Annotated in this window: 26 protein-coding genes; 9 read left to right on the top strand and 17 right to left on the bottom strand. The window is 71.2% G+C overall.

The window, feature by feature from the left end:
• Positions 1 to 138: 138 nt before the first annotated feature.
• The 7 genes from ACIBQ8_RS44120 to ACIBQ8_RS44090 all read right to left on the bottom strand — a co-directional run bounded on the left by ACIBQ8_RS44120 (position 139) and on the right by ACIBQ8_RS44090 (position 6,985).
• Positions 139 to 2,181, bottom strand: a complete 2,043-nt coding sequence (locus tag ACIBQ8_RS44120) for a cellulose binding domain-containing protein (RefSeq protein ID WP_397195120.1) — start codon at positions 2,179 to 2,181, stop codon at positions 139 to 141.
• Positions 2,182 to 2,327: 146 nt separating this feature from the next.
• Positions 2,328 to 2,954: a response regulator gene (locus tag ACIBQ8_RS44115; protein WP_397195119.1), complete on the bottom strand. Its 627-nt coding sequence runs from the start codon at positions 2,952 to 2,954 to the stop codon at positions 2,328 to 2,330.
• Positions 2,955 to 2,958: 4 nt separating this feature from the next.
• Positions 2,959 to 4,164, bottom strand: coding sequence for a sensor histidine kinase (locus ACIBQ8_RS44110; RefSeq protein WP_397195118.1), 1,206 nt, complete (start codon positions 4,162 to 4,164; stop codon positions 2,959 to 2,961).
• The gene (locus ACIBQ8_RS44105; RefSeq protein WP_397195117.1) at positions 4,158 to 4,883 is read right to left on the bottom strand and encodes an ABC transporter permease; all 726 of its coding nucleotides are present in this window, start codon (positions 4,881 to 4,883) and stop codon (positions 4,158 to 4,160) included. The genes ACIBQ8_RS44110 and ACIBQ8_RS44105 overlap by 7 nt, the downstream gene beginning before the upstream one ends.
• Positions 4,880 to 5,596 (bottom strand): ABC transporter ATP-binding protein, encoded by a 717-nt coding sequence (locus ACIBQ8_RS44100; protein ID WP_397179224.1) that lies wholly within the window; start codon positions 5,594 to 5,596, stop codon positions 4,880 to 4,882. Before ACIBQ8_RS44100 ends, ACIBQ8_RS44105 begins: the two co-directional genes overlap by 4 nt.
• 75 nt (positions 5,597 to 5,671) lie before the next feature.
• On the bottom strand, positions 5,672 to 6,139 hold the full coding sequence (locus ACIBQ8_RS44095; RefSeq protein WP_397179225.1) for a hypothetical protein: 468 nt from the start codon (positions 6,137 to 6,139) through the stop codon (positions 5,672 to 5,674).
• 78 nt (positions 6,140 to 6,217) lie between these two features.
• On the bottom strand, positions 6,218 to 6,985 hold the full coding sequence (locus tag ACIBQ8_RS44090; protein WP_397179226.1) for a hypothetical protein: 768 nt from the start codon (positions 6,983 to 6,985) through the stop codon (positions 6,218 to 6,220).
• Between the two features lie 150 nt (positions 6,986 to 7,135).
• Here ACIBQ8_RS44090 and ACIBQ8_RS44085 point away from each other — a divergent pair, with 150 nt between their 5' ends.
• Positions 7,136 to 7,954: a nucleotidyltransferase domain-containing protein gene (locus ACIBQ8_RS44085; protein ID WP_397195116.1), complete on the top strand. Its 819-nt coding sequence runs from the start codon at positions 7,136 to 7,138 to the stop codon at positions 7,952 to 7,954.
• Here ACIBQ8_RS44085 and ACIBQ8_RS44080 read toward each other — a convergent pair whose 3' ends face one another.
• Positions 7,955 to 8,443: a hypothetical protein gene (locus ACIBQ8_RS44080; RefSeq protein ID WP_397179228.1), complete on the bottom strand. Its 489-nt coding sequence runs from the start codon at positions 8,441 to 8,443 to the stop codon at positions 7,955 to 7,957. It lies immediately after the preceding gene.
• Between the two features lie 116 nt (positions 8,444 to 8,559).
• Between ACIBQ8_RS44080 and ACIBQ8_RS44075 the strand changes: the two genes are divergently transcribed.
• Positions 8,560 to 9,024, top strand: a complete 465-nt coding sequence (locus ACIBQ8_RS44075; RefSeq protein WP_397179229.1) for a DUF1772 domain-containing protein — start codon at positions 8,560 to 8,562, stop codon at positions 9,022 to 9,024.
• A 57-nt stretch (positions 9,025 to 9,081) separates the two neighbouring features.
• On the opposite strand, the gene lpdA is transcribed toward ACIBQ8_RS44075, so the two are convergent.
• Both lpdA and ACIBQ8_RS44065 read right to left on the bottom strand, forming a co-directional pair.
• A complete protein-coding gene (gene lpdA / locus ACIBQ8_RS44070; RefSeq protein WP_397179230.1) occupies positions 9,082 to 10,461 on the bottom strand; it encodes a dihydrolipoyl dehydrogenase in 1,380 nt (459 codons plus the stop codon).
• Between the two features lie 39 nt (positions 10,462 to 10,500).
• Positions 10,501 to 10,875, bottom strand: a complete 375-nt coding sequence (locus ACIBQ8_RS44065) for a tautomerase family protein (RefSeq protein WP_352361002.1) — start codon at positions 10,873 to 10,875, stop codon at positions 10,501 to 10,503.
• A gap of 18 nt (positions 10,876 to 10,893) precedes the next feature.
• On the opposite strand from ACIBQ8_RS44065, the gene ACIBQ8_RS44060 reads away from it, so the two are divergent.
• The 3 genes from ACIBQ8_RS44060 to ACIBQ8_RS44050 are packed head-to-tail and all read left to right on the top strand — an operon-like array spanning position 10,894 to position 13,183.
• The gene (locus ACIBQ8_RS44060; RefSeq protein WP_397179231.1) at positions 10,894 to 11,544 is read left to right on the top strand and encodes a response regulator; all 651 of its coding nucleotides are present in this window, start codon (positions 10,894 to 10,896) and stop codon (positions 11,542 to 11,544) included.
• Positions 11,545 to 11,550: 6 nt separating this feature from the next.
• Positions 11,551 to 12,603 (top strand): quinone-dependent dihydroorotate dehydrogenase, encoded by a 1,053-nt coding sequence (locus ACIBQ8_RS44055; protein ID WP_397179232.1) that lies wholly within the window; start codon positions 11,551 to 11,553, stop codon positions 12,601 to 12,603.
• A 19-nt stretch (positions 12,604 to 12,622) separates the two neighbouring features.
• Positions 12,623 to 13,183 (top strand): GNAT family N-acetyltransferase, encoded by a 561-nt coding sequence (locus ACIBQ8_RS44050; RefSeq protein WP_397179233.1) that lies wholly within the window; start codon positions 12,623 to 12,625, stop codon positions 13,181 to 13,183.
• 7 nt (positions 13,184 to 13,190) lie between these two features.
• On the opposite strand, the gene ACIBQ8_RS44045 is transcribed toward ACIBQ8_RS44050, so the two are convergent.
• The 4 genes from ACIBQ8_RS44045 to ACIBQ8_RS44030 all read right to left on the bottom strand — a co-directional run bounded on the left by ACIBQ8_RS44045 (position 13,191) and on the right by ACIBQ8_RS44030 (position 17,209).
• The gene (locus ACIBQ8_RS44045; protein ID WP_397195115.1) at positions 13,191 to 14,783 is read right to left on the bottom strand and encodes a beta-N-acetylhexosaminidase; all 1,593 of its coding nucleotides are present in this window, start codon (positions 14,781 to 14,783) and stop codon (positions 13,191 to 13,193) included.
• Positions 14,780 to 15,628, bottom strand: coding sequence for an N-acetylmuramoyl-L-alanine amidase (locus ACIBQ8_RS44040; RefSeq protein ID WP_397179235.1), 849 nt, complete (start codon positions 15,626 to 15,628; stop codon positions 14,780 to 14,782). Before ACIBQ8_RS44040 ends, ACIBQ8_RS44045 begins: the two co-directional genes overlap by 4 nt.
• A gap of 131 nt (positions 15,629 to 15,759) precedes the next feature.
• Positions 15,760 to 16,008, bottom strand: coding sequence for a hypothetical protein (locus ACIBQ8_RS44035; RefSeq protein ID WP_125645653.1), 249 nt, complete (start codon positions 16,006 to 16,008; stop codon positions 15,760 to 15,762).
• A gap of 208 nt (positions 16,009 to 16,216) precedes the next feature.
• A complete protein-coding gene (locus ACIBQ8_RS44030) occupies positions 16,217 to 17,209 on the bottom strand; it encodes a LacI family DNA-binding transcriptional regulator (RefSeq protein ID WP_397179236.1) in 993 nt (330 codons plus the stop codon).
• A 257-nt stretch (positions 17,210 to 17,466) separates the two neighbouring features.
• Between ACIBQ8_RS44030 and ACIBQ8_RS44025 the strand changes: the two genes are divergently transcribed.
• Positions 17,467 to 18,078 carry a TetR/AcrR family transcriptional regulator gene (locus ACIBQ8_RS44025; RefSeq protein ID WP_397179237.1) on the top strand — a complete coding sequence of 204 codons (612 nt, stop codon included), beginning with the start codon at positions 17,467 to 17,469 and terminating at the stop codon, positions 18,076 to 18,078.
• Positions 18,079 to 18,199: 121 nt separating this feature from the next.
• On the opposite strand, the gene bldC is transcribed toward ACIBQ8_RS44025, so the two are convergent.
• Together bldC and ACIBQ8_RS44015 are read right to left on the bottom strand one after the other, a co-directional pair.
• Positions 18,200 to 18,403 carry a developmental transcriptional regulator BldC gene (gene bldC, locus ACIBQ8_RS44020; RefSeq protein ID WP_013133571.1) on the bottom strand — a complete coding sequence of 68 codons (204 nt, stop codon included), beginning with the start codon at positions 18,401 to 18,403 and terminating at the stop codon, positions 18,200 to 18,202.
• Positions 18,404 to 18,725: 322 nt separating this feature from the next.
• A complete protein-coding gene (locus tag ACIBQ8_RS44015) occupies positions 18,726 to 19,589 on the bottom strand; it encodes a hypothetical protein (protein WP_352320456.1) in 864 nt (287 codons plus the stop codon).
• A 105-nt stretch (positions 19,590 to 19,694) separates the two neighbouring features.
• Between ACIBQ8_RS44015 and ACIBQ8_RS44010 the strand changes: the two genes are divergently transcribed.
• Together ACIBQ8_RS44010 and ACIBQ8_RS44005 are read left to right on the top strand one after the other, a co-directional pair.
• Entirely contained in the window at positions 19,695 to 20,774 is a 1,080-nt protein-coding gene (locus ACIBQ8_RS44010) for a Glu/Leu/Phe/Val dehydrogenase dimerization domain-containing protein (protein ID WP_352320458.1), read from the top strand.
• Positions 20,775 to 20,925: 151 nt separating this feature from the next.
• The gene (locus ACIBQ8_RS44005; protein ID WP_352320460.1) at positions 20,926 to 21,153 is read left to right on the top strand and encodes a DUF3073 domain-containing protein; all 228 of its coding nucleotides are present in this window, start codon (positions 20,926 to 20,928) and stop codon (positions 21,151 to 21,153) included.
• Positions 21,154 to 21,244: 91 nt separating this feature from the next.
• Here the strand turns inward: ACIBQ8_RS44005 and ACIBQ8_RS44000 are convergent, their stop codons facing one another.
• Complete coding sequence (locus ACIBQ8_RS44000; RefSeq protein WP_397179238.1) at positions 21,245 to 22,087, bottom strand: alpha/beta fold hydrolase; 843 nt, start codon at positions 22,085 to 22,087, stop codon at positions 21,245 to 21,247.
• 86 nt (positions 22,088 to 22,173) lie between these two features.
• On the opposite strand from ACIBQ8_RS44000, the gene ACIBQ8_RS43995 reads away from it, so the two are divergent.
• Entirely contained in the window at positions 22,174 to 22,719 is a 546-nt protein-coding gene (locus tag ACIBQ8_RS43995) for a CGNR zinc finger domain-containing protein (protein ID WP_397195114.1), read from the top strand.
• Positions 22,720 to 22,742 lie beyond the last annotated feature (23 nt).

Raw genomic sequence — 22,742 nt, 5'->3', positions numbered from 1 at the left:
GTAGGCCGGCGCGCCGCACATCGAGGTCGCGGTGGACCGGGAGAAGGCGGCGGCCGAGGGGCTGTCGGAGGGGCAGGTCGGCCAGGCGGTGGGGTCCGTGGTCAGGGGCGGAGAGAGGGGCGGGGGTGGGAGGGCGGGTTACGGTTTGGTGGTGCAGGTGGTCCCGTTGAGGGTGAAGACGGCGGGCAGGAGGTTCGGGCCGGCGTAGTTGCCGACGAATCCGATCGTGGTCGAGGCCCCCGTGGCCAGGGAGGCGTTGCCGGGCTCGCTGACGGCCTTGACGTTCGAGCCCGTCTGGGTCCAGGTGGCGCTCCAGCCGCTGCCGAGGCTCTGCCAGGCCCTCGGCCAGGTGAAGCTCAGGGTCCAGCCGTTGACCGGGGCGCCGTTGTTGGTGATCTCGACGGCGCCGACGTAGCCGCTGCCCCAGTCGGTCTGGTCGGTGAGCCGTACGGCGCAGGAGCTGGTCGCCGGCGTGCCGGTGGTGAAGGTCAGGGGCGGTGAGGCCCAGGAGACGCCGCCGCCGCTGTCGCGGGCGATCACGTTGACCGTGTAGGTCGTGCCGGGTTTGAGGTTGCCCACCGTGTAGGAGGTGCCGGCGGTCTCGCCGAGCTGCTCGCTGACGGCGCCGTTCTGGCGGTGGAGCTCGTACTTGACGATCGGGCGGGCGCCGGGGGCGGCGGCGGGCCAGGAGATGACGGCGGCCCGGTCGGTGACGTTCGAGGCCGCCGGACGTCCCGGCGCGCCGGGAAGGCCGGCCTGAAGTGCGGCGGGACGCACGACGACGGTGGTCAGCGAGAGCGGCGGCAGGGTCTGGCTGGTGGCGGTGCCGGTGGTCGCGGTGGTGATGGCGGTCGCGCCGTTGACGTGGGTCAGCACGGTGGGCGCGCCCGCGGCCGGCGTGAAGCCCGCGTAGTCCACGGCGACCGGGTACGACGTGTCCGGCGAGGTGTTGATCAGCATGACCGCCAGGTCGCCGTTCGGCCGCCGGACGGCGTGCGCGCTGACCTTGGGCTGGTCGGTCGCCGCCGTGACGAACTGGTCACCGGCCCGGGCGAACGCGCTGACCATGCGCAACGCGTGGTACGGCGCGAACGGCGTGTTCAGCGGCGGCTCGCAGACCCCGGAGGAGTTGCAGACCCCGCTGGACAGCAGCCCGAAGTCCCCGTAGTCGGTGTGCCCTTCGACCTCGGTGACGTTGCCGATGCCGTTGTGCACGTTCCACCAGTCGACGGTGAACACGCCGTTCGCCAGCAGGGTCGCGTAGGCGTCGGCGGCGGCCAGGGCGCCGGGCTGGGTGTTGGTGCCGTTGCTGCTGGAGCCGGTGTTGAACTCGGTCATCGCGATGCCGATCCGGTCCGAGCCGGGCCCGGCGTACGCGGCGAGCTGCTGCCGGGTGAGCCGGATCATGTCGGGGACCTGTCCGGCCTTGTCCAGGGCGCCGGGGTACCAGTGCAGGATCACGAAGTCGATCTTCGGCCCGGCGAGGGACAGGACGACCTTGTTCCAGCTCCCGTCGTCGCCTTCGGCGGTGATGGCGTCGGGCCAGTTGGCTGGGGTGGTCAGCACCGCACCGATCTTGATCGTCGGGTCGGCCGCCTTCATGGCGTCGGCGTAGGCGACGACGTGGCGGGCGTACTCGGCCGGGCTCTTGTCGGCGTGGTTGTCGGCCTCCCAGGCGCTGCCGTAGTGCCCGTTGCCGTAGTTCTCGTTGCCGATCTCCCAGTACTTGACGCCGTAGCCCTTGGTGACGTTGGCGTGCCGGACCCAGGCGGCGGCCTCCTCGGCGGTGCCGGTGCCGTAGTTGGCGGTCACCATGGCCTGCGCGCCGGTACGCCGTACGCCGCGCATGAAGGTGTCGAAGTCGGTGTTCGGGGCGACGTACCCGCCGGGGGCGGTGTGGTCGGCCCAGTGGTAGATGTCGGAGTAGGAGCCGCCGGGGTAGCGCAGCAGCTTGACGCCGGCGTCCTTGAGGAGGTCGGCGGTCTGGTCGGTGCCCAGGTTCGCGTCCCAGATCGCATGGTTGGAACCGATGCCGGTCTCGGGGGCGGTGGCCAGGGCGGCGCGGGCGTTGACGGTCACCGTGACGGGGGTGACGTCGTCGGCGCGCGCCGGGGGAGCGATCAGCGTGGTGAGGGTCAGGAGGGCCGCGGTCGCGGCCCTGGGCAGGATCTTGCCAGGCATCGGGGTACCTCGCCGTGGGTAGCGGTATGGCTCGACGCCCCCTCCTGACCAGGAGGCAAGCATGATCATGCGACGTGGGGTCCGGCCCGTCAATCGGCGCTGAAACTTTCACGGCGGCCAGGCGGGCCTGAGCGGGCCCCGGCCGGTCAGGCGGGCTTGAGCAGGCCCCTGTCGTAGGCCGCCGCGACGGCCGCCGCCCGGTCCTTGACCTCCAGCTTGGCGAAGACGTGCAGCAGGTGGGTCTTCACGGTGGCCTCGGTGACGAACAGCTTCCTGGCCACCTCGCGGTTGGTCGCGCCGCGGGCGATGAGGCCGAGCACTTCGAGCTCCCGCGGACTGAGCGCGCGCTGCTCCGGGGGGTGGACGTGCCGCGTCAGCACCCCGGCCACGGCCGGCGACAGCACGCTCTCGCCGCGGGCCGCGGCCAGCACGGCCCGGCGCAGCTCGGCGCGCGGCGTGTCCTTGAGCAGGTAGCCGGTGGCGCCCTGCTCGATCGCGGGCACCACGTCGGCGTCGTCGCCGAAGGTGGTCAGCACCAGCACGTGCGTGCCGGGGCACTGCGCGCGCAGCCGGCGGATGAGCTCGGCGCCGCTCGGCCCCGGCATGCGCAGGTCGAGGAGCACGACGTCGGGGGCGGTGCGCAGGGCCACCGCGAGCGCCTCGGCGCCGTCGGCCGCCTCGCCGACCACCTCGAAGCCGTCGGTCTCGAAGATGCCGCGCAGCCCGTCGCGGACCACGGGGTGGTCGTCGACGATGATCAGGCGTACCGGCATGGGCTCACGTTCCCGGGTCGGCGGGGATGGCCGGAACGGTAGCGGAGATCCCCGTGCCCTGGCCAGGGGCGCTCTCGACGGCGAGGGTGCCGGCCAGGCGGGTGACCCGCTGCCGCATCGCCACCAGCCCGAACCCGCCGTCCGGGCCGCCGGCGGAGCCCGGGGTGAAGCCGGTCCCGTCGTCGCGGACGTCGAGCGCCACCACGTCCTCCATGTACGACAGCGTGATCCCCACCCGGGAGGCCCGCGCGTGCTTGCCCACGTTGGCCAGCGCCTCCTGCGCCACCCGCAGCAACGTGCTCTCCACCTCGGTGTGCAGCGGCCGGGCGTCGCCCGTGACCGACACCGAGGCCGGCACCTCGCAGGTTCGCGACCAGACCGCCGCCACCTCCGACAGGGCGGTCCCGAGCTGCGCCGCCGTCGCCAGCGGCGCCGGGCGCAGCGCCTGGACCGAGCGGCGCGCCTCGGTCAGGCTCTCCCTGGCCAGCTCCCGTACGGTCGCCAGCCGCGCACGCACCGCGGGCACCGCCATGGCGTTCCCGGGAACGGCCCGGGCGACGGCCTCGTCGGCGGCCTCCAGTTGGGTGAGGATGCCGGTCAGCCCCTGGGCCACGGTGTCGTGGATCTCCCGGGCCAGCCGTTGCCGCTCGCCCAGCACGCCCGCCTCCCGGGCCTGGACCAGCAGCCGGGCCTGGAGGTCGGCGTTCTCCTCGGCGAGCGCGGCCAGCCTGGCGCTCTTCTCCTTGAGCTGCGCGTTCTGCTCGGAGACGGTCTGGAAGACCAGCCCGGTCATGGACGCCACCAGCACCCCGACCACGAACGAGGCCAGCAGTTCGACCGGCGTGCGACCGGCCGGCGGACGGGCGGCGACCAGCGTCCCGACCGTCACCGCGATCCCGGCGTACGCCCACAACCCCGGCAGCAGCGCGAAGCACTGGACGAACACCCCCACCCCGGTCACGGTGAAGACCGGGTCGATCCGCACCAGCGCCGCGACCACCGCCAGCAGCACCACGAAGTACCCGGCCGCCACCCACGCCCGCGCCGTCCAGCCGGGACGGAAGGCCACCACGAACCAGTGCCAGGCCGCCGCGAACAGCGCGAGGGCCAGCACCTCGACCCGCCACGTCCGCAGCAGCGAGAACAGCGCGGGAAGCAGCACCAGCAGGTACGGCAGCGCCGCGGTGGCCCGCTCCCACCGGCTCACCACCGCAGGGCCTTCACCGCGAGGCCGCCCGCGACGGCGCTGACCGCCACCATGATCCCGAGGGCGAGCGGCGGGAGCGCGCCGGCCGACCAGCCGTCGCGGATCGCCTGGACGGCGGGCGCCATGGGCGTCAGGTCCCCGATCGCCCGCATCGAGCCCGACATGGTCTCGCGCGGGATCACCGCGCCGGACAGGAACACCATCGGGAAGAACAGGGCGAGCCCGATCACCGTCGCCGCCCGCCCGCTGGGGGCCAGCGCGCCCAGGAGCAGCCCGACCGCGCCCAGGCTGAGCGCGCCGAGCAGCCAGGCCAGCAGCACGCCGGGCAGGCTGGCGGGCGCGCCCAACCCGTAGCCGGCCACGCCCAGGACGACCAGCAGCACGCTGCCGAGCACCGCCAGCAGCATGTGCGCGGCCCACTGGGCGCCGCACAGCATGAACGGCGTGGCGGGCGTGGCCCGCAGCCGCTTGAGCACCCGGCGCTCCCGGTACTGGGCCAGCGTGGCGGGCAGGACGACCAGCGCGGCCAGCCCCACGACGAAGACGGTCAGCATCGGCACGGTGGCGTCGACCAGCCGCTCGCCGCCGGGCAGCGGCCGGTCGCCGCCGCGCAGCTTGACCCAGAGCATGACCAGCGGGAAGCCCAGCGCGAAGTACGCCGACATCGGGTCGCGCAGCCCCAGCCTGAGCTCGACGGCGACGACCCTCGTGAAGCCCTTCATGCCTCGGCCCTCCCGGTCAGCGTGAAGTAGGCGTCCTCCAGGGAGGCGGCCCGCGCCCGGCCGATCAGCTCGCGCGGGCTGCCCTCGGCCACGACCCGGCCGCGGTCGACGACGGCGATCCGGTCGCACAGCGCCTCGGCCTCGTCCATGAAGTGGGTGACCAGGACGACGGTGATCCCGCGGTCGCGCATGGCCCGGATCAGCCCCCAGGTGGTGCGGCGGGCGTCGGGGTCGAGGCCGGTGGTCAGCTCGTCGAGCAGGACCACTTCGGGGTCGCCGACCAGGGCCAGCGCGATGAACAGGCGCTGCTTCCAGCCGCCGGACAGGCCGCCGAAGCGGGCGTCCTTCCTGTCGGTGAGGCCCCATTCGTCCATGATGGCCCGCCAGTCGGCCGGGTGGTCGTACAGGGAGGCGTAGAGCCGCAGGGCCTCGCCGACCTTGATGCCGTCGGGGAGCGCGGCCTCCTGCAACTGGGCGCCGACGCGCTGGAGCAGCGCGCGCCGGTCGCCCTGCGGGTCGAGGCCCAGCACCCGTATGCGGCCGCCGTCGGGACGCCGCAGCCCGGACACGCACTCCACGACCGTCGTCTTCCCGGCGCCGTTGGGCCCGGCGAGCCCGAAGATCTCGCCGCGTCCCACGCTCAGGGAGAGGCCGTCGAGGGCCCGGGTGTGCCGGTAGCTCTTGCGCAGGTCGTCGATCTCGATGACTGTCATGAGCCGAGCATCACGCGGGAGCGGCGTCCCGCCCATCCACCGATCGGGGGATGGGCGGGACGCCGCCTCGGGTCGTCACTTCGACAGGTAGAGGGTCTTCCAGGTGCCGGCGTACAGGCAGTTCAGGGACGGCTTGGAGCCCTTGCCCTCGGCGCAGACCTTCAGCTCGACCTGGTAGACGTCGTGGTACTCGAAGGAGAACGGCTTGGCGGAGCTGTAGGAGCAGTTGCGGACGCTGCGCTCCTTGTTGGGCAGGTTGCTCCCGTCGCGGTAGGTGATGCGGAAGACCGCCCAGCCGCAGGAGGAGTCCTTGCGGGTGCGGTCGGTCAGCTTGCCGGAGATCCGCACCACGTCGGCGGTCGGCAGGTCGGCGTGGTCCTCGCCGGTCGCGCTCAGCGAGCCGGTCGCCTTGGCGGCGTGACCGGGGGCGTAGTAGGGGCCCCATGGAGCGGCCGAGGCGGCCTGGGCGGGGGAGGAGGCGAGCGTGACCAGGGCCGCGGCGGCGACACCGGTCAGGACGGCGGCGGTACGGGAGGCGGTCATCGAGGGGTTCCTTCCTCTCTGGGATGACCACACAGTGCATTGGCCCGATTTCAACCGGCTTGCGGGGCCGCTTGCAAACTAGTTGTATTTGTACTGCCGGGTCGCGACCCGGTGGGAGCCGTTGTAGACCGACGCGCGGTACATGCTGATCGACTGGTCGCCGTGCTCGGCCTTGCCGCAGGTGTTGAGGCCGGCGAGCTGGTGGATCTCGTAGCGGGCGGTCGGGTCGCCGGCCACGAAGTACTCGGCCCGCGCCTGGTACTCGTCGGCCCTGGTGTCGCAGGCGAAGACGTACGTGTCGCGCTCGTGGAAGCACACGCTCGCCCCGCCCTTGGTGTACGAGCACAGCTCCGCACGGCCCCGCGCGGCGGCCGGGGTGACGCCGGTGTCGCGCTTGACCGGGTATTTGGTGAGGTTCCGGACGGTCTTCCAGCGGCCCACCCGGACGCGGTGGTTGCCCTCGTAGACGGCGGCCCGGAACGTCACGGTCCTGCCGATCTCGCGGTTGCCCCGGATCTCGCCCTTGCCGCCCAGGTTGTGGATGACGTACTTGGTGCCCAGGTACTCGTTCAGGTGGTACTCGACGGCGGCGTGCAGCTTGTCGTTGCGGGTGTCCTCGACCCAGATGCCGGGCCGGTCGCTGCCGTCCGGGCCCACGCACACCTCGGCGCCCTTGATCCGCATGCAGGCGGGCTCTGCCGCGGCGGGGGTGCTGGTCAGCGGGGTGGTGGTCAGAGAGGTGGTGGTCACCGGGGCCGGCTCCCGGACCGTGGCGGCGGCCGGGCGGGACTCACCCCGGGCCACGGCCCCTCCCGTGGTGAGCGCGGCGGCCGTCATCACGGCCATGGCTACGAGTTTGCGACCTGACGCCACTTCGGTCTCTCCAGTCTCGTGGATCACACACCGGGCTGTGCAGAGTGTGACGCGAGAAATGCCGGAGTGGTTCGTAAATATGCGATTTGGGCCTTCGGTAGGTTGGACGGATGGCGGACCGGCATGCGTGACGAACGGCTGCGGGAGATCGCGGCGAAGCTGACCGAGGTGCCCGGCGTGGTGGCGGTCGCGCTCGGCGGAAGCCGGGCGCGCGGCACCCACCGGCCGGACTCCGACATCGATCTGGGCCTGTACTACCGGGGGCCGCTCGCCGTCGGCGACCTGCGCGCCCTCGCCCTGGAGACCACCGGCGAGCCGACCGAGGTGACCGAGCCCGGCGGCTGGGGCCCGTGGGTCGACGGCGGCGGCTGGCTCACCGTCGAGGGGTGGCGGGTGGACTGGATCTACCGCGACCTCGACCGGGTGCGCCGCGTCTGGGACGGCTGCCGCGCCGGACGGTACGAGATCGGCGTCCAGGCGGGCCACCCGCTGGGCTTCTACTCCCACGCCTACGCGGGCGAGGTGGCGCTGTGCAAGGTGCTGGCCGACCCGTCCGGCGAGCTGGCGGCCCTGCGCGCCGAGACGGCCGCGTACCCGCCCGCGCTGCGCGAGGCGCTGGTCCAGGGGTTGTGGGAGGCCGCCTTCTCGCTGACGATCGCCGAGTACGGCGCCGCCGGACGCGACCCGGTGTACGCCGCCGGGGCGCTGTTCCGCGCGATCGGCGTCGCCTGCCACGCGCTGCACGCGGCCGACGGCGCCTGGCTGATCAACGAGAAGGGCATGGTCGCCGCCGCCGGCCGGCTGCCCTCGGCGCCGGCCGGGTTCGGCGAGCGGGCCCAGGCGCTGCTCGCCGGCGTCGGCGGCACGCCGGAGGAGATCAGCCGTACGGTGGCCGCCGCCGAACGGCTCGTCGCCGACGTGCGGGCCGCCTGCGGGGTGTGATCAGGCGTTCTCCCTGGCCCTGGCGGGGGCCAGCGTGGTCAGCAGCAGCAGGAGCGCGCTCTGGGCGAGCATGCCGGGCGCGAGCGGCGGGGCCGGGCCGACGGACTTGGTCAGCGCGTACCACCATTGGGTGAGGGGGGAGAGGGTCTGCCAGGTGTCGGCGTAGCGCGGGTCGAAGGCGCCCATGTCATGGTTGGCCGAGATGTGCGCGTACACGCCGTAGGCGGAGGCGAGCAGCACCACCAGCGCGATCCCGCGGACGACCTTGAGGGTGAGGCGCGAGGCGTCCAGGGCCAGCAGCACGAGCGCGGACCCGAGCGCCAGCAGCGCCACCCAGGGAACCAGCTGCTGCCAGGACTGCCAGTGGCGTTCGAAGGCCAGCTCCAGGCCGGCGCCCAGGATGCCCAGCGCGACCAGTCCGAAGAGCCCCAGACGTACGGTGACGGCGCCGAGCCGTCCGATCTGTGTTTGCGCGTTCGTTGGAGGCACGGGCACCACGTTGTGCCTCCGGTCTCAGAGACATCTCAGGAATAAATGAACGTTCAATGAGAATCGCGATGGGCGTCCCGTTTCCGGACAAGTGTGACTTAAGGGATCATGGGGACGTGAGCGTACTCGCGGTCGTCTCCTCGGTCCTCGCCCTCGTCCTGAACGGGCTGATGGCGGGCGTGTTCTTCGCCTTCTCCACCTCCGTCATGCCCGGCCTGGACGCCGTGGGGGAGGAGGGCGCGGCGGCCGCCATGCGCAGCATGAACAGGAAGATCCTCAACCCGGGGTTCCTGTCGACGTTCACGCTCGCGCCGGTGGCCTCGCTGCTGGCCGGGGTGTTCCTGCTGATCGGCGGGGACGGCGGGCCGGCGATGCTCGCGTTCGCGGCGGCCGTCGTCTGTTTCCTGGGCTCGATCGCCGTCACGGCCGCGATCAACGTGCCGATGAACAACGCCCTGGAGGCGGGCGACCTGGCCTGGCGGGCGTACGCGCCGCGCTGGACCCGGTGGAACACGCTGCGCGGCTGGGCCTCGGCGCTGGCCGTGGCGTTGCTCGGCGTCGCCCTGTACGTCTGGGCCTGACCCCGGCCGGATGCATCCCGATGGACGAGCACCGGGATGCGCATCCGCGCGACGGGATCACATGTTGATCATGTGGCCCGCGAGGCCGTGGATCGCCTCCTTGACCGCTTCGCCGAGCGTCGGGTGCGCGTGCACGTTGCGCGCGACCTCGTGCACGGTCAGGTCCCACTGCTGGGCCAGCGTCAGCTCGGGCAGCAGCTCGGTGACCTCGGGGCCGATCAGGTGGGCGCCGAGGAGCTCGCCGTGGGTGTTGTCACTGATGATCTTGACGAACCCGGCGGTGTCGCCGAGGCCGTGGGCCTTGCCGTTGGCCGTGAAGGGGAACTTGGCCACCTTGACGTCGTAGCCCAGGTCGCGGGCCTGCGCCTCGGTGTAGCCGAAGCTGGCCACCTGCGGCTGGCAGTACGTGGCCCGCGGGATCATCACGTAGTCGAGCTCCATGGTCTCGGCCTCGCCGATGGTCTCGGCGGCGATGATGCCCATCGACTCGGCGGCGTGGGCCAGCATGAGCTTGGCGGTGACGTCGCCGATGGCGAAGATGTGCGGCACGTTCGTGCGGCAGCGGCCGTCGACGGCGATGGCGCCGCGCTCGGTGAGCTGCACGCCGGTCTTCTCCAGGCCGTAGCCGTCGACGCGCGGCTGGAAGCCGATGGCCTGCATGACCTTGTCGGCCTCGAGAACCTGGGTCTGGCCGTCGCGGGTGACGGTGACCTTGACCGAGCCGCCGGTGTCCTCGATGCCGTCGACGCGGGTCGAGGTCAGCACCTCGATGCCGAGCCGCTTGTAGCGCTTGGCCAGCTCGGCCGAGACCTCTTCGTCCTCCAGCGGCACGACCCGGTCGAGGAACTCCACGATCGTCACCTTGACGCCGTAGTTGTGCAGCACGTACGCGAACTCCACGCCGATCGCGCCCGCGCCCGCGATGATGATGCTGCGCGGCAGGTCCTCGGTGAGGATCTGCTCCTCGTACGTCACCACCCGCTCCGACAACTGCGTGCCCGGGATCAGCCTGGTGGTGGCCCCGGCCGCGATGATGCAGTGGTCGAACGTGATCGTCTCATCGTTGACCTGCAGGGTGTTGGCGTCGAGGAAGGTGCCGCGCCCGTCGTACTCGGTGATGGCGTTCTTCTTCATCAGGTAGTGAACGCCCTTGACCCGGCCGTCGGCCACCTTGCGGCTGCGCTGGAAGGCCGCGCCGTAGTCGAAGCTCACCTCGCCGCTGATGCCGAACGTCTTGGCCTCGTTGTGGAAGATGTGGGCCAGCTCGGCGTTGCGCAGCAGCGCCTTGGACGGGATGCAGCCCACGTTCAGGCAGACGCCACCCCAGTACTTCTCCTCGACGACCGCGGTACGCAGCCCGAGCTGGGCGGCGCGGACGGCGGCCGTGTATCCTCCCGGACCCGCGCCGAGAACGACGACGTCATAGTGAGTGCTCATGACTCGGACCATACCGCCCGCCCCAGGCCACCCTTGACGCTAGACCTCCACCTTGTACGACAGCGTCAGCTCGTCGGCCGGAACGCCCCGGATCCCCCAGTTCACCTTGGGCATCTCGATGATCGTGATCTCCACATCCTCAGGGTCGTATCCCGACTTTTCGTAGATCGACCGGATCAGCGCGCGCTTGGCGTCGTCGCTGCGTCCCGTGAAGCACACGACCTCGATGATCAAATAGTTCGCGCTGCGCCCGGGGCAGACGAAGTCGTCGGCGTCCAGCAGCAGGAACCGGTGGAACCGCTTCTCCTCGGGCACGCCCCAGGCGCTCACCAGGCACGACTGCAGCAGATCGGAGATCTCCCGCTGCCGTCCGCCCCACACGTCACGACGCCCGTAAACCTTCACCTGTGCCATGTCGGCAATATAGAGGGCGTGATCCGCGTACTCCTCGCCGACGACGAGGCCATGATCCGGGCCGGGGTCAGGGCGATCCTCGACTCCGACCCGTCCCTGGAGGTGGTCGCCGAGGCAGGCGACGGCAGACAGGCCGTCGACCTGGCCATCGGCCACCGTCCCGACGTCGCGCTGCTCGACATCCGCATGCCGCGCCTCGACGGCCTGGCCGCCGCGGCCGAGCTGCGCCGCGTCGCGCCCGCCACGGCCGTGGTGATGTTGACCACGTTCGGCGAGGACGACTACATCGCCAGGGCGCTGGAGGTGGGGGCCGCCGGGTTCCTGCTCAAGTCCGGCGACCCGCGCGAGCTGATCGCCGGCATCCACGCGGTCGCCGACGGCGCGGCGTACCTGTCGCCCAAGGTGGCCCAGCGGGTGATCGCCCAGCTCGGCGGCGGCCGGATGGCCCGCGAGGCGCAGGCCCGCGACCGCGTCGGCCTGCTCACCGACCGCGAGCGGGAGGTCCTCGCCCTGCTCGGCGCGGGCCTGTCGAACGCCGAGATCGCCAAGCGGCTGCACATCGTGGAGGGCACCGTGAAGGCGTACGTGAGCACGATCTTGACCCGGCTCGACGTGCGCAACCGCGTCCAGGCCGCGATCATCGCCCACGAGGCGGGATTGGTAGCCTGACCCGTGATGTATCGCCTCGTGTTCTCGCAGGTCTTGCGGCGTTTCGACGCCGAGGCCGTGCACCGTCTCACCGTCAAGGGCCTGGCCGTGCTCGCCCGGCTGCCCCTGCTCAAGCGACTGCTCCACCGAGCGTTCGCCCCGCACGACCCGGTCCTGCGGGTGACCGCGTTCGGCGTGCACTTCCCCGGCCCGTTCGGCCTGGCCGCCGGGTTCGACAAGGACGCGGCCTGCGCCGAGGCGATCGCCGCGCTCGGCTTCGGCCACGTCGAGGTCGGCACCATCACCGCGCACGCCCAGCCCGGCAACCCGCGGCCGCGCCTGTTCCGGCTGGTGGGGGAGCGGGCGGTGATCAACCGGATGGGCTTCAACAACTCCGGCGCCCGCGCCGCCGCCCGGCGGCTGCGCCGTACGCGCGGGGTGCCGGTCGTGGTCGGGGTGAACATCGGCAAGACCAAGGTGGTGCCGGAGTCCGAGGCGGTGGCCGACTACGTGACCGGCGCCAGGGAGCTGGCCCCGCTGGCCGACTACCTGGTGGTCAACGTCAGCTCGCCCAACACGCCCGGCCTGCGCAACCTCCAGGCGGTCGAGCTGCTGCGCCCGCTGCTGGCCGCGGTCAAGGAGGTCGCCGACGCGACGCCGCGCCGTACGCCGCTGCTGGTGAAGATCGCCCCCGACCTGGCCGACGAAGACGTCGACGCGGTCGCCGACCTGGCCGTGGAGCTGGGCCTCGACGGCATCATCGCGACCAACACCACCATCAGGCACGGTGGCGAGACCGGCGGCCTGTCCGGGCGTCCGCTCAAGGGGCGCTCGCTGGAGGTGCTGCGCCGGCTGCGCGCCAAGGTCGGCGACCGGCTCACGCTGGTCTCCGTGGGCGGCGTCGAGGACGTCGACGACGTCTGGGAGCGCCTGCTGGCCGGGGCCACCCTGGTCCAGGGCTACACCGGCTGGATCTACGGCGGCCCGCTGTGGGCCGCCCGCATCCACCGGCAGCTCGCCCGCCGGGTCCGCCGCCACGGCCTGTCCTCCGTCACCGAGGCGATCGGCCGCACTGCCTAGGGCGCTCTATCGTGGAATCGTGATCAATGCCGAGGTGAAGCTCACCGACGACGTCGTCATGCGCGCCGTCGCCAGGTCCGACGCACAGGCGCTGGCCGACGCCTACCGCCGCAACCGCGACTTCCTGCGCCCCTGGGAGCCCCGCAGGCCGGCCGACTTCTTCACCACCGCGGGCCAGGCCGCACGCCTCGAACGACTGGCCGAGGACCGTGCGGCCGGCTTCGTGATGCCGTGGGTGCTCACGGACGGCGACCGCGTCGTGGGCCGGATGAACCTTAACAGCATCATCCGCGGCGCCGCCCAGAGCGCGTCGCTGGGCTACTGGGTGGACGCCGCCTACAACGGGCGCGGGCTGGCCACCAAGGCGGTGCTGGAGGCGTGCCGGGCCGCCGACGAGGACCTGAGCCTGCACCGGGTGGAGGCCGGCACGCTCGTGCACAACAAGGCCTCGCAGGCGGTCCTGCGCAAGGCGGGCTTCGAGGAGTACGGCCTGGCACCCCGCGCCGTCAGCATCGACGGCGAGTGGCAGGACCACGTGCTGTTCCAGCGCATACTCAACGACCGCCCCGCGCCCATGTGACCGCCGCTCAGACGCTCGGCCTGGTCGACTCCGCGTCGTGCGTCATGGCGTCGATGCGCTCCATCACCTCGTTCACCTTCACGCCGCTCGGCCGGTGCGGACGCCGCCGCTGCCACGGGTGCGGGCCCGCCGCCGGCCGGTACTCCACGCCGATCGCGTCGAGCCGCGGCAGGTGCTCCGCCAGCCGCCCGGCGAACCCCTCGCCGCCCGAGCCGGCCCAGGCCACCTCCGCCAGCGCGCACGACCGCGGCCAGAGCCGGTAGTCGACGGTCCGCGGGTCGGGCACCCGCTCGGTCCAGAGCTGGGCCTGCACGCCCATGACGCGCGCCCGCTCCTCGTCCGTCCAGTCGGCGGGGGCCGGGTCGAACGCGGCGACGTCGGCCACCGTGGTGGTGTCGCCGATGGCCATCGGCTCGTCGGCGGAGGCCGCCTCGGCGTAGTCGAAGTAGAGCGGGAAGACCGGGGTGGCGACCACGTCGTGGCCCGCCGCGGCGGCGCGCCGCCCGACGCCCATGCCGCGCCACGGCATGACGACGGTGTCCTGGCGCAGCCCGCCGCTGACGAACGCCTCGTCCCAGACCACGGCCCGCGCGCCGCGCTCGGCGAGGGCGTCGGCCAGCTCGCGCAGGAAATACGCCTGCAGGTCGGGCACCGTGGACAGCCCCAGAGACTCGCGGTAGGCGGTGATCTGCGCCGACTGGGCCCAGTGGTCGAGCACGACCTCGTCCCCGCCGATGTGGAAGAAGGGCACCTCGCCCAGCGCGCCGATGATCTCGTCGAAGATCGTGATCAGGAACTCGACGGTCGGCGGCAGCGGCGACAGGATCGCCGGCGAGATGCCCCACCGGTCGAGCACGTCGTAGGGCTCGCCGGTGGCGCCGAGCGCCGGGTAGGCGGCCAGGATCGCCGAGGCGTGCCCCGGCACGTCGATCTCGGGCACCACCGTGACGAACCTGGACCGCGCGTACGCGCCGATCTCGGCCAGGTCCTCCAGCGTGTAGTAGCCACCGTGCGGGATGTCGTCGTACGCCTCCGGCTCCCGGTAGTAGTTGACGGCCGTGCGCGGCCGGTGCGAGGAGACCTCGTGAAGCAGCGGGTACGCCCGGCTCTCCACCCGCCAGCCCTGGTCGTCGACCAGGTGGAGGTGCAGCCGGTTCAGCTTGTGCACGGCCATCAGGTCGATCAGCCGGAGCACCTCCCGCTTGGGGGAGAAATGCCGGGCCACGTCGAGGTGCAGCCCTCGCCAGGCGAACCGCGGCGCGTCCTCGATCCGCACCCCGGGCACGGGCCACGACGCGCCCTCGGCGAACCGGTAGGAGGCGTCCGGCAGCAACTGGTGCAACGACTGCGCGGCGTAGAACGCGCCCGCCGCCCCGCCGGCGACGATCTCGATCCCCCGCGACCCGGTGATCAGCCGGTAGGCCTCCGCGCCGAGCGCGGGGTCCTGGCGTACCTCGATCTCGCCCGAGTCACCCGGGCGCAGGTCGAGGAGGGGCAGCGCGCGACGTACCGCGTCCGCGTACGGACCGGCGACGGTCGCGCCCGAGGTCAGCTCGAAGGAGCCGGAAAGATCACTGAGCAGCTCTGGGCGAGGAATCATGCTTCGAGATAGTGCTGCATCCCGTTCGCGAGCGCCAATGCGATCCGCTGCCTGAACTTCGGATCCTGGAACTTGGCCGCGTCGACGGCGTTGCGCATGTTGCCGCACTCGACGAGCACCTTCGGCACGGTCGAGAGGTTGAGCCCGCCGATGTCGTTGCGGAAGTCCAGTGCCTTGCTGCCGATGTAGTTGGAGTAGGGGATGCCCGTGCCCTTGAGGTAGGCGTCGCGTACGTCGATCCCCAGCTTGGTCGAGGCGCCCACGACCTTGTCGACCGGCCCGTTGATCTTCTTCGGCAGGATCACGTGGAATCCCCGGTGCGAGGGGTTGTCCGAGCCGTCGCCGTGGACCGAGATCGCGGCGTCGGCCCCGGCCTTGTTGCCGATCGCGGCCCGCTGGGTGATGCACGGCCCGACGCTGTCGTTGTCGGACCTGGTCAGCTTGACGGTCGCGCCGCGCTGCTTGAGGATCTTCGCCATGCGGTTGGAGACGTCCCAGGTGAAGGCGGCCTCGGTGTAGCCGCTCTTCGTGGCCGTGCCGGTCGTGTCGCAGGCCTTCTTCTTGGTCAGCACGTCGACTTGGCGGTTGATCTCGGCCGGATGGCGGTAGTTGCCGCCGTTGTGCCCGGGGTCGATGACGATGACCTTGCCGGCGAGCGGTTTGGCGCCGGGCGGCGCCTGCTTCGCCGTGGCCGTCTCCTTCGGCCCGTCCTGGACGGCCGCAGTGCCGGGCTCCTGGGCGGTGGAGGGGGCCTGACCTGCCGCGGCGCCACCAGGCTCGGTGCCGCCGCACGCGGAGGCGATCAGGCCGCAGACGGCGAGGACGGTGGCTGGTAGAGCACGCATGAGCTCCAACTTACGTGAAGCCACGCGTTCAGGCCCGTATCAACAGCAATCCTGCGAGTCGGGCCGCGACCCTGCCGAAGTGCCGGACCGGGACCGCTGCGACGGTCCGCCTGGCGGTTTCGCCGTCCGCTTCACCACACGTGCTCGCCAACCTCCTGCCGTTCGAGCAGGGCGGCCAGCTCCCGCGCGTCCTCGGCGTCCAGGCCGAGGACGACGCGGGGGCGGCCCCACGGATGGTCGAGGGAATGCGCCACGTAGCTGGCGACGGACTCGGCGCCGACGTCGGTGCCCCGCCCCCTGCCCGCGCGCCAGTGCCCCCAGGCGCGTTCGAGCTCGGCCGCCGCGCGCTGGGCGCAGGACACCAGTTCTGGATCACGCATGACTGTCCCCCGGATCAGATCGTGACCGAACCAGATTCGGCCACAATTAGCATGACCCTGACGAGTAAACCGCCGTCCGGCGACGCTGCCGTACGGCTTGACCCAGGCTTTGGGCGGGCTTGCTGACGAGAGACCTGCGCATTGGCCCGCCGTGCCATTGCGGCGCCGGTAAAGGCCCGCAACGGCAGCGCAACCGGCAGATATCCCCTCAGGCGGGTCCCGTGCTGCGGCGCACGATCAGCTCGGGTTGGATCTCGCGCAGCCGGGCGCCCTTGGCCGGCTCGCCTATCCTGTCGCTCAGCAGCGCGGCCGCCGACCGGCCCATGGCGCGGCGCGGCTGGTCGACCGAGGTGAGCGAGATGTGCCGCGAGGCCGACAGGTGGGTGTTGTCGTAGCCGACCACGGACAGGTCGTCCGGCACCCGCAGCCCCAGCTCGGCCGCGGCGGCCAGCACGCCCAGCGCCACCACGTCGTTGGCCGCGAACACGGCCGTCGGCCGCGGGTCGCGGGTCAGCAGGGCGATCGCCGCCTCGCGGCCGCCCTCCTCGGTCGCGTCCGCCGCCTCGACCATGATGTACGGGGCCAGCGAATGCCTGCGCATCGCCACGAGGTAGCCCTCGCAGCGCGAGGACCGGGGGCCCTCGATGTGCGCGATCCGCTTGTGCCCCAGGTTCACCAGGTGGTCGATGGCCAGCCTGGCGCCGAGCTGGTCGTCGTCGACCACGATGTCGACGCCGTCGAGCTCGATGTCACGTTCCCCCACGACGACGGTCGGGGTGTAGGCGGTCGCCTCGATCAGCGTCTCGCTGGTCGGCGCGATGCCTAAGAGCACCAGCCCGTCGACCCGGAGCTCCAGGAAGGCCTCGACGGCCTCGTCCTCGAACGCCGGGTCCCACTGGCTGTTCCCGATCAGCATGCGCAGCCCGTCGCCGTGCAGGCTCTCCTGCAGGCCGTCGAGGAACTCGGCGTAGAACGGGTTGTGCAGGTCGGCGACGAGCGCCCCGACCAGATGTGTACGTCCTTCCACCAGGCTGCGCGCGACCGCGTTCGGCCGGTAGCCGAGCTCGCGCGCCGCCTGGAGCACTGCCTGCCGCCGATGCTCGCTCACGTGCGGGGATCCGCGCAGCACGAGTGAGACCAGCGACTTCGAGACGCCGGCTCGCTCGGCGACGTTGCGGATGGTGGGTCGTGGCCGAGGCAATGGGTCTACCTCGCGGAGCTCGGCGATGGTTGAAGTGTTGACGGGCGGTCCTGACATGTGTCTCCCCCGCGATGCGGATATGGGCACCTGTCTCACCAAACGATCGAGTAAGCCGCAGGGTACGGCTTCGGGTTAGGGAAGCCCGATATTGACCCATTCGCCACACGTCCGCTATTGGGCATGCCGTCGGATACTGTGCAGGTGTGACACCCGGGAAGTCAGCCGAGACGGCACGCCCCGCACGCCGAAGGCTGAGCGTGGACCGCCGTCGCGAGGAGCTCATGGCGGCCGCGCTGGAGCTGTTCAGCACCCGTGACGCCGAGGACGTCTCGATCGACGACGTCGCCTCCGCGGCAGGCGCCTCGCGGGCGCTCGTCTACCACTACTTCGGCGGCAAGCAGGAGCTCTACGTGGCCGCGCTGAGGAGCGCGGCCGAGCAGCTGGAGTCGCGGCTGCGCCCGGCCGAGGGCGGCAGGCCGCTCGACGAGCTGGCCGCGGGCCTCGGGCGTTACTTCGACTTCGTCGAGGAGCACGCCGCCGGCTTCGCCGCGCTGCTGCGCGGGGGGCCCGCCAACCGGGCGGGCGAGGTGGGGGAGATCGTCGACGGCGTGCGCCGGAGGCTGTTCCGCCTCATCCAGAAGCAGATGCGCGTCGAGGAGCCGAGCCCGGTGCTGCGCACCACGCTGCGCTCGTGGATCGCCTCGGTGGAGACGGCCGGCCTCGACTGGCTGGAACACCGTGACGTCGAGCGGCCGATCCTGGAGAAGATGCTGGTCGACCACATGGTGGCCCTGCTGGGCGTGGCCGCCTCCTACGACGGCGAGGTCGGCGAGTTGCTCGACGTGCTCACCGGCGAGCAACTGGCGTAGCGGGGGAAGAGTGGCGCCGGGCGGGCGACGCCAACTTCCCCGTGCGACGTCACGTCGGTGGACCGGGCAAGCGTACCTGGTCCACCCTCAACCCCCCTGAGGTTCGTGACGACCCTTGCGACTACTCGGAACGCTGCTGCGGAATGCCCGCCAGCAGTGCGCGAACCTCGGTCTCCCGGTAACGCCGATGACCGCCGAGGGTACGAATCGACGTCAACTTGCCCGCCTTGGCCCACCGCGTAACGGTCTTGGGGTCGACCCTGAACATGGTCGCGACCTCAGCGGGCGTGAGCAGTGGCTCGGCCTCGGGTGTACGAGCTGACATTTGTGCGGCCTCTCCTCCGTGTGGACCGGCTTAGCGATCCTGTGACTGCCTTTGCGCGTGTCACGGATGTCCCCCTATGGCGCAGAGCGTGCGGCTTTTCTGAGCCATATGCGGCATCACCCGATGTGACCATACCGCCACGCAGAGCGATTGGCGAGCCCTTCTTTGACCCAACTGCCCGCCCCCATGGCGATGTCACGCTCGGTGATTCTAGCGACACGGTTCGTGGTATCGCAGTGAAAACGGCAAACTACTCAGTTCGCAGAAGAGAGCAGCCGCGAGACGTGACCTACTCATGCAGGTCAGACGGTTGTTTTGGGGGTCAGTTGGCAGATTCCAGCTGTTGCATTGACTTCCACCGAAGGATGACGCGCTGGTACATGGCATAGGCAAGTTCTTCTTGACCCGTGTCCAGACCGGTCAAAGCGGCCGAAAGCTCAGCAACCGACTGGTCGGCCTGGAGGGCGTCGTCGTTCATCAGGTGGACCAGGCCGCCGTAGTCGAGCTCGACCAGCGAGTGCGGGTGGAACTCCTCCAGCCAGCGCGCGATGTCCTCCACGTCGAAGTTGGAGGACGCGTCGCCGAGGTGCCGGCGCATCACGTTGAGGGCGCGGGCCGCCCGCCTCCTGGCCTGCGCCATGGAGGTGACGTAGATGAGGTTACGGCCCGTAGTGGTCGTCACGTCCTGTCCCGGGGTGGAGGAGCCGAGCACCAGCCAGCGCTCGTTCCCATCAAACGGCACGAACCACGATGGCGGCACATGCCACGCCGTGGTGCGAATGTGCGTACGCAAGGCGGACGAACCGGCCCGGCGCTTGAACCGGTCGAAGTCGTCGGCGGTCTGCTCGGCGATGGCCTTGGGCACGAGCCGGTCCATCAGCTTCACGGGAGTGGCGCCACGAAGCCGTGAGAAGGCCAGCCACGACCGCAGACGGGTCTGCCAGGGACATACGTACAAACGGTCCTCAACGCGCCGCAGATAGGCATTGGGGCTCTCCTGGGCGGGAACGGGCTGAGGGGGCATGCCGAGCAGGCGCATGACCGACTCGCTGTGCTCCGCGTTGAGCGCGTTCGCCCGGCGCGGACGGTCGCGTGAGTCGGCGTAGTCGGCCCACAGCTTGCGCTCGGACTCGGCGAACGCGGTCAGTGGCTCATAGACGCGGAGGTAGGCGGCATAGGGCAGCACGGAGGCATCGTGTCACGAAGAGCACCTGCGCGCACCGTCGGGCTCACTAGTCTGAGAGTGACCTCCGCCGCGAAGGAGCGGTGGACCGGACAGGGAGTCACTACCGTGACCGACGTCTTCGGCACGTCCCACAAGGACGTCCACGAGCAGGTCGTCTTCTGCGCCGACGAGCAGAGCGGCCTGCGTGCGATCATCGCCGTCCACAGCACGGCCCTCGGGCCCGCGCTCGGCGGCACCAGGTTCTATCCGTACGAGAACGAGCAGGCGGCCCTGGCCGACGTGCTCAATCTGGCCAAGGGCATGTCCTACAAGAACGCCCTGGCCGGCCTCGACCTCGGCGGCGGCAAGGCCGTGATCATCGGCGACCCGGCCAAGGTCAAGAGCGAGGCGCTGCTGCGCGCCTACGGCAGGTTCGTCGAGTCGCTCGGCGGGCGCTACATCACCGCCTGCGACGTCGGCACCTTCAGCGAGGACATGGACGTCGTCGCCCGCGAGTCCCGCCACGTCACCGGCCGCACGCTGGCCCACGGCGGCGCCGGCGACTCCTCCGTCCTGACCTCGTTCGGCGTCTTCCAGGGCATGCGCGCCTCGGCCGAGCGGGTCTTCGGCACGCCGTCGCTGCACGGCAGGCGGGTCGGCGTCGAGGGGGTCGGGAAGGTGGGCCACCGCCTGGTCGACCTCCTGCGCGAGGACGGCGCCGAGGTGGTGATCTGCGACGTCGACCCGCGGGCCGTCGAGCGGGTGCGCCAGCGGCATCCGGAGGTCGAGGTGGTCGCCGACGCCCAGGCGCTCACCACGTCCGACATCGACGTCTTCGCGCCCTGCGCGCTGGGCGGCGCGCTCGACGACGCCACGGTGGCCGGGCTGCGGGCGAAGATCGTCTGCGGCGCGGCCAACAACCAGCTCGCGCATCCCGGCGTGGAGAAGCAGCTGGCCGACCGCGGCATCCTGTACGCGCCCGACTACGTGGTCAACTCCGGCGGCGTCATCCAGGTCGCCGACGAGATCGAGGGCTTCAGCATGGACCGGGCCAGGGCGAAGGCGGCCCAGATCTACGACACGACTCTGAAGATCTTCGGGATCGCGGCGGACGAGGGCGTTCCTCCGGCTGTGGCAGCGGATAGGCTAGCTGAGCGCAGAATGTCGGAAGTCGGGCGTATTAGGGCCATTTGGCTGGGCCACTGACGCCCCACGCCCATACGACGTACCGAGCTGGGCACAAAACAGGTACGGTAATAGGCGAACGATAGGCTGACGTCCAAAGTCAGGCGGCGTCAGTGTGTGGTGCGTTAGCGACGAGGGGTCGGGGACGACCCCACACGAGGGGGTCGAGCCAATGGGGCGCGGCCGAGCAAAGGCCAAGCAGGTCAAGGTTGCTCGCCAGCTGAAGTACAACAGCGGTGGCACGGATCTTGACCGTCTGCGCGACGAACTCGGGGTCGGAGACTCCAGCAATGACGACGCCGACGACCTCAACGATGAGCTGGCGGATCGCTATGCCGATTACGCCGATGACTACGGCTCCGGGGACGACGAAGACGGCCGTCCTTCTGGTCGCCGATAGCCGTTCTTCAGAGTGACGTGGCCGAGGATCCGGCTGATGCCGGATCCTCGTTCATGAGCGTCGGGCCCCACGGGCAACCGTGGGGCTTTCGTCACGCTTGCGTGCGGTCGAGGAAGTCCGCGACCAGCGGCGCGATCTCGGGGAGCTTGTCCTCCAGCGCGAAATGCCCGGTGTCGAGCACGTGCAGCTCGGCGTCCGGCAGGTCCCGCAGGTAGGCGTGCGCGCCCGGCTCCGGGAAGAAGGCGTCGTTGCGGCCCCACACGATCAGCGTGGGCGGCCGGTGGCGGCGCAGCCATGCCTGCCAGTCGGCGTAGAGCGCGAGGTTGGAGCGGTAGTCGAGCGCGAGCGCGAGCTGGGCTTCCCGGCGTCCTGGCAGGTCCAGGAAGTGCTGGTCGAGGGTCCATCCGTCGGGGGCGACGGCTGAGACGTCCGACGCGCCGCCCTCGTACTGGCCGCGGGTGACGGGCAGGGTGAACAGGTCGCCCAGGCTCTCCGCGGGCGCGTGGATCGTGGTGCGCGCCAGGTCCGACAGGCCCTCGTCGTAGGCGTTGGCGTTCTGGACGATCAGGCCGGCGATCCATTCGGGGTGCCGGGTGGCCAGGCGGAAGCCGACGGGGCCGCCGAAGTCGAAGGCGTACCAGACGAAGCGGTCGAGCCCGATCTTCTGCACGAAACCCTCGACCACGTCGGCCAGGTGGTCGAAGGAGTAGACGAAGTCGCCGGGGGCCTCGGTGTGGCCGAACCCGGGATAGTCCGGCGCGATCAGGCGGTAGCGGGCGCCCAGCGCGTCCATCAGGCGCCTGTACTGGTGGGAGGCCGAGGGGAAGCCGTGCAGCAGGAGCACGGGGATGCCGTCGCGCGGGCCCGCCTCCCGGTAGAACACCTGCACGCCTGCCACGTCCACGAAACCGTGGCGGATCTGCGGGATCTCCATGCCTAATGCCTTTCTCGCGCAATGATGCGTTAGTTATAGCGAGCATGCTTCTAACGCGTCAAGGGGGAGATGTAGCATTAGGACTCATGGAGTTCCTGATCGGTGAGCCGCTCGCGCTGGACCTGGTGAACACCCGGGCCCAGGACTTCGACGTCCTCGACACGCCCGAGGTGTTCGGGAACTGGCTCGATCGTCAGGCGGGCCGGCTGAGCGCCGTCCGGGGGCCGTACACGGCGGACGACCTGGGCGCGGTCCGGGCGTTGCGGGCGCACGTGGCGGCGGCGGTCGACGCCGTTCGCCGGGGGGAGAGCCCGTCGGGCGAGGCGGTCGGGGCGATCAACGACGCGATGCGCGCCGCGCCCGCGTACGGGCATCTGGACGTCGCGGACGGCGGGCTCACCAAGGGCGCGCGCAGGGACGGCGACCGGCTCGCCCGCCTGCTCGCGCAGCTCGCCGAGGCCGCGGCCGACCTGCTCACCGATCCGGCGGCGAGCCGGATCCGGGCCTGCGAGGGGCCCCGGTGCCGCATGATCTTCCTGCCCGCCCACCCCCGGCGGCGCTGGTGCTCACCGGAGCTGTGCGGCAACCGGGTGCGCGTCGCCCGCCACTACCAGCGGCACAAGGGCGACTGAACGGAGGGCCGGACCGGGCCGGC

The sequence above is a fragment of the Nonomuraea sp. NPDC049646 genome (assembly GCF_044465525.1).
Classification (GTDB): Bacteria; Actinomycetota; Actinomycetes; order Streptosporangiales; family Streptosporangiaceae; genus Nonomuraea.
This window is presented reverse-complemented; position numbering and strand designations above follow the sequence as displayed.

Bases quoted from the DNA above. Each gene is read 5' to 3' on its own strand.
- ACIBQ8_RS44045 (WP_397195115.1), bottom strand. From the start codon at position 14,783: ATGATTCCTCGCCCAGAGCTGCTCAGTGATCTTTCCGGCTCCTTCGAG.
- ACIBQ8_RS44095 (WP_397179225.1), bottom strand. From the start codon at position 6,139: ATGACCGCCTCCCGTACCGCCGCCGTCCTGACCGGTGTCGCCGCCGCG.
- ACIBQ8_RS44115 (WP_397195119.1), bottom strand. From the start codon at position 2,954: ATGCCGGTACGCCTGATCATCGTCGACGACCACCCCGTGGTCCGCGAC.
- ACIBQ8_RS44055 (WP_397179232.1), top strand. From the start codon at position 11,551: ATGTATCGCCTCGTGTTCTCGCAGGTCTTGCGGCGTTTCGACGCCGAG.
- bldC (WP_013133571.1), bottom strand. From the start codon at position 18,403: ATGTCAGCTCGTACACCCGAGGCCGAGCCACTGCTCACGCCCGCTGAG.
- ACIBQ8_RS44040 (WP_397179235.1), bottom strand. From the start codon at position 15,628: ATGCGTGCTCTACCAGCCACCGTCCTCGCCGTCTGCGGCCTGATCGCC.
- ACIBQ8_RS44120 (WP_397195120.1), bottom strand. From the start codon at position 2,181: ATGCCTGGCAAGATCCTGCCCAGGGCCGCGACCGCGGCCCTCCTGACC.
- ACIBQ8_RS44035 (WP_125645653.1), bottom strand. From the start codon at position 16,008: ATGCGTGATCCAGAACTGGTGTCCTGCGCCCAGCGCGCGGCGGCCGAG.
- ACIBQ8_RS44065 (WP_352361002.1), bottom strand. From the start codon at position 10,875: ATGGCACAGGTGAAGGTTTACGGGCGTCGTGACGTGTGGGGCGGACGG.
- lpdA (WP_397179230.1), bottom strand. From the start codon at position 10,461: ATGAGCACTCACTATGACGTCGTCGTTCTCGGCGCGGGTCCGGGAGGA.
- ACIBQ8_RS44085 (WP_397195116.1), top strand. From the start codon at position 7,136: ATGCGTGACGAACGGCTGCGGGAGATCGCGGCGAAGCTGACCGAGGTG.
- ACIBQ8_RS44005 (WP_352320460.1), top strand. From the start codon at position 20,926: ATGGGGCGCGGCCGAGCAAAGGCCAAGCAGGTCAAGGTTGCTCGCCAG.
- ACIBQ8_RS44090 (WP_397179226.1), bottom strand. From the start codon at position 6,985: ATGGCCGTGATGACGGCCGCCGCGCTCACCACGGGAGGGGCCGTGGCC.
- ACIBQ8_RS43995 (WP_397195114.1), top strand. From the start codon at position 22,174: ATGGAGTTCCTGATCGGTGAGCCGCTCGCGCTGGACCTGGTGAACACC.
- ACIBQ8_RS44000 (WP_397179238.1), bottom strand. From the start codon at position 22,087: ATGGAGATCCCGCAGATCCGCCACGGTTTCGTGGACGTGGCAGGCGTG.
- ACIBQ8_RS44100 (WP_397179224.1), bottom strand. From the start codon at position 5,596: ATGACAGTCATCGAGATCGACGACCTGCGCAAGAGCTACCGGCACACC.
- ACIBQ8_RS44105 (WP_397195117.1), bottom strand. From the start codon at position 4,883: ATGAAGGGCTTCACGAGGGTCGTCGCCGTCGAGCTCAGGCTGGGGCTG.